Genomic DNA, 10,004 nt, shown 5'->3' with positions numbered 1-10,004 from the left:
CCTGCCCAACTGTTCAGGACAGTGTCTCACCTGACTCCGCAAGCATGCGGGCGCGGCAAGCGGCACTGAAGAGACCGGCTTGGGGATCGATCACCGCGGTGATCGGAAGATCCTCAACAAATCCTCGGAAACGCCCCTTCTCGCGCAGGGGATCGAGAAAAACATCCGATTGGAGGCCATCCAGCTGCTTGGCTGCTGTTCCGCCACCGATCCAGAGACCACCCGTGCAAAGTTCATGGAGTGCCAGATCGCCAGCAGCTGCGCCGTAGGCACCAAGCCAAATCCTGCGTGCCTGTTGCATCAATGGGTCTCCCTGCTGGGCAGCAAGGCTCGCCTGGGCAGGGAGATCGTTGGAGGAATCCCGTCGCCAGGCCTCGGCAACAGCTTGAAGTGGATGCGTCTCCGCATCAGGGTTTTGAAGAAGCCAGCGGGCCACATGGCCAAGGCCTGTACCGCTGACAATCCGCTCGATCGACAGTCTGGCCAGGCCGAGATCCCGCTTGAGCCAGCAGGCCAACTCCCACTCTTCAGCAGTGCGTGCGGCGAATTCTCGGTGGCCTCCTTCACAGCTCAGTGCCATCAGGCCACGCTCGGTGCGAACCCCTCGTGCCATCCCAAGTCCAGTTCCCGCGCCGAGGATGGCGACGGGACCTGCATCCGCCACGCCCCGCTGCAGAACCACCTCTTGCTCGCCACTGAAATGGGGCAGGCCATAAATCAGCACCCCGAAATCATTCGCCAGTTCGAGTTGCCGCATCTCAGCGGCCTTGGCCAGATCCGACTCCCTGATCGTCCAGGGCAGATTGGTGATCGTCGCGGCACGGTCTCGCACAGGCCCGGCAACGGCGATGCAGCCGTCGCTGGGTGAAGAAATGCTGGATGGGCGATTTTTCAAAAAACTCTGGAGCATCGGCTCGAGTGAGCTCCACTCACTGGATCTGAACCGTTCCTGATGCACGAGCTCCAGCTGGCCCTCGCGGAGGCTGTAAAGAGCGAGGAGTGTTTTGGTCCCGCCCATGTCGCCGGCCAGCAGGGTGATGCCATCCATGTGCAGTCCCGTGAGGTCTTCTGTCCTCAGGCTGCGCTCCTCAGCAGTTGGTGGCAACAACTGTGATGAACAACCAGCTCAAAGTTCCTGGAAAAAATTCAAGGGCAGAGGTCCCCAGATGGTGCTCTGCTGACCAGCGTCATCCCCGTGGCCGCTGATGAGAATGCCGCATCCAAGATCGTGCTCAATCCGGATTCGGATCGAACCGGTTTTCTGATTTGCCTTGAGATAAACAGGACCGCTTGCCTCCGTCGAGTCGACGACGACCATGGGTTCCCAACCAAGACTGTCTTCCAGCGATCGCAACGCTTTCAGAGCCCTGTCCGCGGATGTTGCCATCACTCCCACAGTGAACCAGTTCATTAGATGCATCTGAACTGAAAGTTCCTCACTGATAATTCGTCGCTCATCGATTGAGAGCTCAGGAGCGGTTCGCAGCCGGGATAGCTGATTGAGAGTTGTTGTCATTCAGCGGAAGGCCTGATGTCATCACAACGCTGCCGATCAGCCGTGACCGCGAGTCGGATCAGTTCATCCAGAGGAATCTCCCCCAGATCGCCGCTTCGACGACTGCGCAAACTAACGCTTGAATTAAGTGTTTCCTTCACACCTATAACAGCCAGGACAGGAATCTTGCCTTTTTCACCATTCCTAATCAACTTGCCCAGTCGTTCACCACTTGAATCTACCGTCGCACGGATATCAACTCTTTTTAATTGCTGAAGAACCTGGTCCGAAAAGGTTCTTGCTTCATCACTGACAGGAAGAATTCTGAGCTGTTCAGGCGCCAACCAGAACGGAAAATCACCAGCGTAATTTTCGATCAAAATCCCAATAAATCTCTCAAAGCTTCCTAAAACTGCTCTGTGAAGCATTACGGGTGTGTGACGATAGCCATCCTCACCAATAAAGCTTGCTCCAAGTCGATCAGGCATTGAAAAATCGACTTGAATTGTTCCGCATTGCCAAACTCTGCCGAGACAATCTTGAAGCGAAAATTCAATTTTGGGACCATAAAATGCTCCCTCACCAGGAAGAAGTTCCCAATCAAGTTTTTTTGCATTCAAAGCCTCCTGGAGGGATTGTTCGGATTTGTCCCATATTTCATCACTGCCAACCCTTTTCTCGGGTCGAGTTGACAGCTTAATCAAAATCGTTTCGAACCCAAAAGTCTTGTATACATCGAAAACTAAATCAATAAAGTCTGACACTTCGGATTGTATTTGCTCTTCAGCGCAAAAAATATGAGCATCATCCTGGACAAAATTCCTGACACGCATAAGGCCATGCAAGGTTCCCGAAGGTTCATTTCGATGGCAGGAACCAAATTCAGCAAGTCTGATTGGCAAGTCCCTATAACTTCTGAGCCCTTGATTGAATACCTGAACATGACACGGACAATTCATGGGCTTGACTGCGTAATCCCTGTTTTCCGAAGACGTAGTAAACATGTCATCTTTAAATTTATCCCAATGTCCAGATTGCTCCCATAGTGACCGATCGACGATCTGTGGCGTTCGTATCTCTTGGTAACCACATTCGTTTAAGCAATCTCGAATATATTGCTGCAGTTTCATGTAAATAGTCCAGCCTTGAGGGTGCCAAAACACCATTCCTGGAGCATTGTCCTGGATATGAAACAGAGAGAGTTGTCGTCCCAAGCGTCGATGATCTCTTTTTTCTGCCTCTTCAATTTGCTTAAGATGAGATTTGAGGTCTGTGGATGAACTCCATGCTGTCCCATAAATACGCTGAAGCATCTGATTATTTGAATCTCCTCTCCAATAAGCTCCCGATACCTTCGTCAGCTTGAAGTGACGCAGATGGCGTGTGTTTGGCACGTGAGGGCCACGACACATATCGGTGTATTCCTCATGGTGATAGAGCTTGATTGTTTCTCCATCCGGTATCTCTTTAATAATCTGTAGTTTGTATGGCTCTTCCCGGGATTCGAATGCCTGCTGTGCCTGGTCGCGGCTCACAACTTCAATATTGACGTCATAGTCCTTTTGGATCAGTTCTCTCATCCGTTTTTCGATCGCGTCCAGGTCCTCCGGTGTGAAGGGCTTGTCGTAAGCGATGTCGTAATAAAAACCATTCTTAATCACAGGCCCGATCGCCATCTGCGCATCGGGGTAGAGCTGTTTCACAGCGTGACCCACGAGATGGGCGAAGGAATGGCGGATGATGTCGACACCTTCCGCATCTTTGCCGGTGAGTAGGCGCACGTCGGAATCCGCTTCGATCGGCATGGCCAGATCAAGAAACTCACCGTTCACGACCCCTGCCACAGCCGCTTTGGCAAGCCCGGGGCCAATCGAAGCTGCAACATCCGCAATGGTTATTGGGCCGTCAAAACTCTTGATCGTTCCGTTGGGAAGAGTGACGGCGGGCATGAATCTGACAACCTCTGGGATTTGAGCGGGTGGGCCCGACGATGGCATCGGGAACGCGCCATCCTATGGGTGGCACGTTCTGGCGATGGACCAAACCCAACTCGGCTCCAGTCCCAACTCAGATGCCGACGCCGGAGCGCTGATGTCCACTTTGCTCTGGTCCCTTTTGGATGACTTCGACAGAGGGTTCAGGCGCGGAGAGGAGCTGCTGAGCACCTGTCCTGACAAGGTGCTTTCAAAACAGGAACGTGGGCAGCTGGCCCAACGGCTCAGGGAAGGCAAACGGGCTGTTGCAGCCACAAGAGCGCTGGTGGATGCATCAAGCCAACCCATCGCGGTTTCGATGGAAGCGATGCGTCCCTGGCATCTTCTCGTCACCGAGGTTTGGCAGTTGTCAGCACTGCTTCGAAAAGAGACGCCTTAGATCTCAGGCGTCCGGATTCATTCGAAGTTGTTCAAGATTCTCGCTGTAGAACTCGGCCAGCTCAGAATGGGTCTTGACCGGTTGGCCGTAGACACTGCGTCCAGCTTTGGTGGGGAACGAGGCCCACTCTGGAGCCAGTCGATCCATCGCGGCTTTCGTCAGTCCGTTGCGGTCGACCTCCTGAAGCGCTCCCCGTCGCTTCACCAGATGAAGTGCAGCCTGATCCTGATGGGGGGGCTCGAAACTCTCCAGCTCCAGCTCTTTGGCGACGCTGTTCCAGGTAGCGGGAAGAAACTGATAGGCCCCTGCCGCTGCGCTCGCGTAACGCTTCACAATGACCTCTTCAGGGTGGCTGGACAGATCTTCAAATAGGCCTCCGCCGTAAAGGACTTGATATCCCATGTCCTCCCCATCCTTCCAGGTGCCCTCGGCATAGCGGATGGTATTGAGGAGAGCTCGGCGCTCTGGAGTGAGGTGGTAGGGACCGCTTTCGATGACGTTGGAAAGCATGGCCCGGCTGACCACGTCGCGAACGATGGGGCGATCGTTCTCTGCTGTTGCCTCCGCAAGCGGCCCTGCCAGAGCTGACATCAGGCCCAGACCAATTCCAATCGGAAGGACCGACTTGAGCGACAGAGACAACCCAGATCGAATTCCGAACGAAAACACGCAGTCATCGGGGAAGGGATGGCCAAAATGATGGACAGCACTTGACGGACGCGAGATCGGCCCATCCAGGGTTGACGGCCTAAGAAAGATGTGTAGGCAAAAGAACTCACGGGTCGAGACTCGCGAGACGCGCTGACTGCAGTGCATTGGGCCAGACCAAGGAGGGCATCCTTGACTGACACAAATCAGACCCCCAATGATCAGTTCAGCTGATCATTGGGCGACATGATGATCAGTTCAGCGGCTGAGGGGAAATCCCATCGCGGAACGCACCCGATCCAGCGTGCTGACCGCAACCGCTTCTGCGCGATCTCGGCCGACCGCCAAAACGTTGTCTAACTCAGCCGGATCGGCCATGAGCTCACGGTGACGGGCCTGAATCGGCTCGAGGGCAGCAACGGCCGCCTCAGCAAGCAGGGGCTTGAAACGACCCCACCCCATCTCTGCACACTCCTGGGCCACAGCAGTTCTCCCCTTGCCGCTGAGAATGGCGTACAAGCCCAACAGATTGTCTGTTTCAGGACGTTCCGGATTCCCGAATTCCAAACCCATCAATGGATCCGTCTTCGCGCGCTTGATTTTTTTGGTGATGAGCTCCGGAGGATCGAGCAGTGTGATCCTGCTCCCTTCATTTGGATCGCTCTTGCTCATCTTGCTGCGCCCATCGGTGAGGCTCATCACGCGAGCCCCTTCCTTCAAAATCAAAGGCTCTGGAACTTTGAGAACAGGGTTGTCCTCCGTACCGAAGCGAGCATTGATCCGTTGTTGAGCAATGTCCCGGGCGAGTTCGAGGTGTTGCTTCTGGTCTTCACCGACGGGAACGAGGTCGGCGTCGTACAGAAGAATGTCGGCCGCCATCAAGACCGGGTAGTCCAGCAATCCAACGGACACGTTGTCGCCCTGCTTGACCGACTTTTCCTTGAACTGAATCATCCTCTCGAGCCAATTGAGAGGCGTGACGCAGTTCAGAAGCCAGCAGAGTTCGCTGTGCGCAGCGATCTGACTTTGTATGAACACCGAACAACGGTTTGGATCCATCCCACAGGCCAGATAGCTGGCTGCGGTGGTGCGGGTGTCATCCGCAAGGCTGCTGGGGTCATGGGGGACCGTGATCGCATGAAGATCAACGACACAGACAAACGTGTCGTGACTGTCCTGAAGATCAACCCAGTTGCGGATCGCCCCCAGCCAGTTACCCAGATGGAGAGCACCGGTCGGCTGAACGCCGGAAAGAACCCGGGGGCGTGGCATGAATCAGGCCTCGGTCGGCTTGGCATCCTCGGAGCTGGCCTCGTCCGCTGACGGAGCGTCGATGACGTCTGCTGATTCGACTTCTGCTGATTCCGGCTGAGGGTCATCGGCGACCGGCACAGCCTCCGCAGCAGCTTCCGTTTCCTGTGGTTGTGGTTTGGCCGGCCGCGCGAAGGGATCGGGCCTCGAACCCCTGCCGCCGCCGCCCTGGCGATCATCATCGCCGCGGCGACCGCGACCGCCCTCGCCTCGTCGACCGCCTCCCCGGGGGGCCTGGGAGCGATGCTGAGCAACCAGTTCATCCAGTTGACCGTCCTCGAGCATTTGGCCGAGGGTCCGCACGGCAAAGCCGAGAACCGCCACGGTTGAACGGAGGTTGAAGGCCTCTTGAAGCGCCCTGGCAGAACGCATCTCGTTGTCGCTCAGGCGGATGCGGAAACCACCTGCCTCACGACCACCGGATGAGCGCCCGCCACGGTTTCCGCCACGGCCACCACCTTCTCCGCGGTAGCCATCCCGGCCACCCTCAGCCTGAGCCCCTTGCTGTTGGGGATCGTTGTAGGAATCACTCATGGCCTGCGGCCTGGAATCAGGCGCAAGTGTGCCGCATCGTCGGTGTGCTGTCCGTGACCCAAAACAATTGATGGTGCTCCCTGCTGCCCTGTTGCGCCAACACAAGCATCGGCAGCGTCGGCACACCGGACTCCACGCACTGTCGATAACGGGAGACCAAGCCCAGATAACGACGCATCGTCCACCCGTAGGCGATCTGGTTCTCTCCCTCCCAGAACCGCCGCAAGGCGCGCTGACAATCCTCCATTCCGAACTCCGCCCAGCAGACCTGCTCTGCGTCGAGCGCGTCCATGCCTTCAGCGATCAGGCTGCGGAAATACACAAGCTCAGGGGCATCCTCCCGACCGTCAGGGGGCACATGGCGACACAACTGACTCAGGCTGACCCGCATCAACCTCAACCAGCTGCTCTCATGGAGAAGAACGGGCAGCTGCCATGTCCATCCCTGGGCCAGTCGCACCTCGTCGAGGATCGGACCGATGCCGGATCGCTGACGCGATGTCAGAACGTTGAGGGGGTCAAGCCCGGAGAAACCGTCGCTCATTTAACAGTTGTAAGTGATGCCGCTGTCGAGGGCGTCGCAGAGGGCTTCGCAGGCTCCTTATCACAGCGAAACATGCGCCAGCATTCAATCCGCTGTTGATTGATCATCACCATCCATCCGTCGGAGCCGCAGGTTCCCCCCCTGCCATTGCTTGTTAACGGCACCGGTCATCGCTTCAACCGATGCGGTACGCACTTCGGTCGCCAGCGACACAGCAGGGGGCCATCAATCGGTCCCGATGGACGGCATCGATGAGGGTGGGTATGCCCCCTACCTCTGGTGTGACTCGCAACATTGAGCTAGGACGACCTCTGCAAGGCTGACAACGGCGTTTTGAAGCTTCCGCAGTCACTCGATCAGATCGTTTCAGCCAAAACGCTCCCTGTCGGAAGGCTCGTGCTGGCCGGAGGGACCCTTCTGATCGGTCAATGGGTGCTTAGCGATGTGATGCATATCCCGGGGGGAGGGGTTGGGATCCTGGCTGCGGGAGCAGGGGTCCTCTGGATCAGCCGGGGATCAGCGTCACCGTCCTTTCAGGCTCCGGAGTCGCTGGACGCCTGGATTGAACGATGCCATCAGGTCCTGGATCAGTTCGAGACCTTCGAAGGAGATGCCTCCTCAGCTGCAGAGCAACGGCGCGAGGCCCTGGCGGAGGTGGTGAATCGATCAGGTCCTCAACGCCTTGCCGTGGCCTTCAGCGAGGCCAACGGCATTCCTGAGGTGTCCGAGCTAAAAACAGCATTGACCGGAACCGGAATCCTCACGCTGTCGATGGCCCGACCTCTGATGCCCCAACAAGGCATCCGGCGCTGGCCCGAAGGGTTGCAGAAGGAAGACGTGATCCTTTATGGGTTGCATACTCCGTTGATGGCGGAAGACCTCCTCTGGCTTCAGCAACTGCCGGACGACCAACCGGCTTGGCTGCTGGTGAGGGGGCTGACCAATTGCGATGACGCGCGAGACGGACTCCTCGCGCAACTCCCCGAACGGTGGAAGGGTCACCTGTTGATCAGCCGTGACAACACCAGCCTGCGCACCACGCTTCATCCGCTGCGACAGTCCCTGACATCCGTCGCTCGTACTCAGAACCAGACCAGAAGGCGGCTTCTTTCTGACCTTCACCGCGGCTGGCAGGCTGATCTGGAACGCCTGCGCCGGGAAAAATTCAGGGCGCTTCAACAGCGCACCCAGTGGATCGTTGCGTCCTCCGTCCTTGCCTCACCAGTGCCCAGCATCGACCTGCTGGCTCTGGCTGTGGCCAACGGGCTGATGATCAAAGAAATGGGGGAGATTTGGGGATGTGAGGTCAAACTTGATCTGCTGCGTGAGGCTGCTGCCCAACTGGCACGAACAGCACTGGCCCAGGGTGTGGTGGAGTGGAGCTCACAGGTTCTGCTGGGTCTGGCAAAACTGGATGGTGGCAGCTGGTTGGCCGCAGGAGCCCTGCAGGCCTTGAGTGCTGCCTACCTGACTCGTGTCGTGGGCCGCTCGATGGCGGACTGGCTGGCTTTGCATGCGGGAGTCGACGCACCCGACCTGGCTGTTCTTAAACGCGAGGCGCCTGTCCTCGTCGCACGCGCTGCAGAGGAGGAACGGCTGAACTGGAACGGCTTTCTCGACCAATCGCGTCAGTGGCTGATCCGAAGCGCAATTTGAGAACCTGGATCGAAACAAGTCAAGCGCTGCAAAACCGGACGTCTTCAAGGCAATTCAGCGTTACAGAAATTCATGAAGACTTCATGAAGCGCTTCATTAATAAATATTTAGAGGTGCATCGGAATATTGAAACAAGAAGCCAGACAAAATTCACTCCATAAGCTGACACCATCCTTCCCATTGATGGGGAGGAATTTTCCTGTCTTCTTTCCTCTCTATGTCCACCGCGATTCGCAGCGGACGCCAGAGCAACTGGGAATCCTTCTGCAACTGGGTAACCAGCACCGACAACCGCATTTATGTCGGTTGGTTCGGTGTGCTGATGATTCCCTGCCTGCTGGCAGCCACCATCTGTTTCATCATTGCCTTTATCGCCGCACCTCCGGTCGATATCGATGGCATCCGTGAGCCTGTTGCAGGCTCCTTCATCTACGGAAACAACATCATCTCCGGTGCTGTTGTTCCTTCCTCAAACGCCATCGGCCTGCACTTCTATCCCATCTGGGAAGCTGCCTCTCTCGATGAGTGGCTGTACAACGGCGGTCCTTACCAGCTGGTTGTCTTCCACTTCCTGATCGGCATCTCTGCCTATATGGGGCGTCAGTGGGAACTCTCCTACCGCCTCGGCATGCGCCCCTGGATCTGCGTTGCTTACAGCGCACCGCTGTCTGCGGCTTTCGCCGTGTTCCTGGTCTACCCCTTCGGTCAGGGTTCCTTCTCTGACGGCATGCCCCTGGGCATCTCTGGCACCTTCAACTTCATGTTGGTGTTCCAGGCCGAACACAACATCCTGATGCACCCCTTCCACATGCTGGGTGTCGCAGGTGTCTTCGGTGGATCACTGTTCTCCGCCATGCACGGCTCCCTGGTGACCTCCTCCCTGGTGCGTGAAACCACCGAGAGCGAGTCCCAGAACTACGGCTACAAGTTCGGCCAAGAGGAAGAGACCTACAACATCGTGGCTGCCCACGGTTACTTCGGTCGCCTGATCTTCCAATACGCATCCTTCAACAACAGCCGCAGCCTGCACTTCTTCCTGGGTGCATGGCCCGTTGTCGGCATCTGGTTCACGTCCATGGGCATCAGCACCATGGCCTTCAACCTCAACGGTTTCAACTTCAACCAGTCCATCCTTGATGGTCAGGGCCGCGTCCTGAACACCTGGGCTGATGTGCTGAACCGCGCCAACCTCGGCATGGAAGTGATGCACGAGCGCAACGCTCACAACTTCCCCCTCGACCTGGCTGCTGCTGAGTCCACTCCTGTGGCTCTCCAAGCTCCTGCCATCGGTTGATCTGGAATCAACTCTGTTCCTTCTGGAATAGAACAACGATTCAGATCAACTGAATCGGAAAGCCCTCACCGAAAGGTGGGGGCTTTTTCGTGATCATGACCGTCTTGACAACGAATTCAGCAGACGGCTGAGCCGCACTGAAACAGCTC

The 10,004-nt window shown here is 56.7% G+C and carries 11 protein-coding genes; 3 read left to right on the top strand and 8 right to left on the bottom strand.

The genetic code is table 11. The annotated features are described in order from the left end of the window. Positions 1-13: 13 nt before the first annotated feature. The 3 genes from SIB64_RS08365 to thrS all read right to left on the bottom strand — a co-directional run bounded on the left by SIB64_RS08365 (position 14) and on the right by thrS (position 3,444). Complete coding sequence (locus SIB64_RS08365; RefSeq protein ID WP_413442944.1) at positions 14-1,048, bottom strand: ROK family protein; 1,035 nt, start codon at positions 1,046-1,048, stop codon at positions 14-16. A 78-nt stretch (positions 1,049-1,126) separates the two neighbouring features. After that, a complete protein-coding gene (locus tag SIB64_RS08360) occupies positions 1,127-1,516 on the bottom strand; it encodes a DUF1824 family protein (RefSeq protein ID WP_413442776.1) in 390 nt (129 codons plus the stop codon). After that, positions 1,513-3,444 carry a threonine--tRNA ligase gene (thrS, locus tag SIB64_RS08355; protein WP_413442775.1) on the bottom strand — a complete coding sequence of 644 codons (1,932 nt, stop codon included), beginning with the start codon at positions 3,442-3,444 and terminating at the stop codon, positions 1,513-1,515. Before thrS ends, SIB64_RS08360 begins: the two co-directional genes overlap by 4 nt. An 85-nt stretch (positions 3,445-3,529) precedes the next feature. Between thrS and SIB64_RS08350 the strand changes: the two genes are divergently transcribed. Further along, the gene (locus SIB64_RS08350) at positions 3,530-3,868 is read left to right on the top strand and encodes a DUF2605 family protein (RefSeq protein WP_413442774.1); all 339 of its coding nucleotides are present in this window, start codon (positions 3,530-3,532) and stop codon (positions 3,866-3,868) included. Positions 3,869-3,871: 3 nt separating this feature from the next. Here SIB64_RS08350 and SIB64_RS08345 read toward each other — a convergent pair whose 3' ends face one another. The 5 genes from SIB64_RS08345 to SIB64_RS08325 all read right to left on the bottom strand — a co-directional run bounded on the left by SIB64_RS08345 (position 3,872) and on the right by SIB64_RS08325 (position 7,118). After that, positions 3,872-4,537 carry a muramidase gene (locus tag SIB64_RS08345; RefSeq protein ID WP_413442773.1) on the bottom strand — a complete coding sequence of 222 codons (666 nt, stop codon included), beginning with the start codon at positions 4,535-4,537 and terminating at the stop codon, positions 3,872-3,874. Between the two features lie 237 nt (positions 4,538-4,774). Continuing rightward, positions 4,775-5,788, bottom strand: coding sequence for a tryptophan--tRNA ligase (trpS, locus tag SIB64_RS08340; RefSeq protein ID WP_413442772.1), 1,014 nt, complete (start codon positions 5,786-5,788; stop codon positions 4,775-4,777). A gap of 3 nt (positions 5,789-5,791) precedes the next feature. After that, complete coding sequence (locus SIB64_RS08335) at positions 5,792-6,361, bottom strand: hypothetical protein (RefSeq protein WP_413442771.1); 570 nt, start codon at positions 6,359-6,361, stop codon at positions 5,792-5,794. Positions 6,362-6,377: 16 nt separating this feature from the next. Then, positions 6,378-6,905: a hypothetical protein gene (locus SIB64_RS08330; protein WP_413442770.1), complete on the bottom strand. Its 528-nt coding sequence runs from the start codon at positions 6,903-6,905 to the stop codon at positions 6,378-6,380. Positions 6,906-6,989: 84 nt separating this feature from the next. Further along, a complete protein-coding gene (locus SIB64_RS08325; RefSeq protein WP_413442769.1) occupies positions 6,990-7,118 on the bottom strand; it encodes a hypothetical protein in 129 nt (42 codons plus the stop codon). Between the two features lie 120 nt (positions 7,119-7,238). On the opposite strand from SIB64_RS08325, the gene SIB64_RS08320 reads away from it, so the two are divergent. After that, the gene (locus tag SIB64_RS08320; protein ID WP_413442768.1) at positions 7,239-8,561 is read left to right on the top strand and encodes a YcjF family protein; all 1,323 of its coding nucleotides are present in this window, start codon (positions 7,239-7,241) and stop codon (positions 8,559-8,561) included. Between the two features lie 217 nt (positions 8,562-8,778). Then, positions 8,779-9,855, top strand: coding sequence for a photosystem II q(b) protein (gene psbA, locus SIB64_RS08315; RefSeq protein ID WP_413442767.1), 1,077 nt, complete (start codon positions 8,779-8,781; stop codon positions 9,853-9,855). The last annotated feature ends 149 nt before the right edge of the window (positions 9,856-10,004 follow it).

Origin of the sequence: Synechococcus sp. MIT S1220, from assembly GCF_047303025.1 — a bacterium.
Lineage (GTDB): Bacteria > Cyanobacteriota > Cyanobacteriia > PCC-6307 > Cyanobiaceae > Parasynechococcus.
This window is presented reverse-complemented; position numbering and strand designations above follow the sequence as displayed.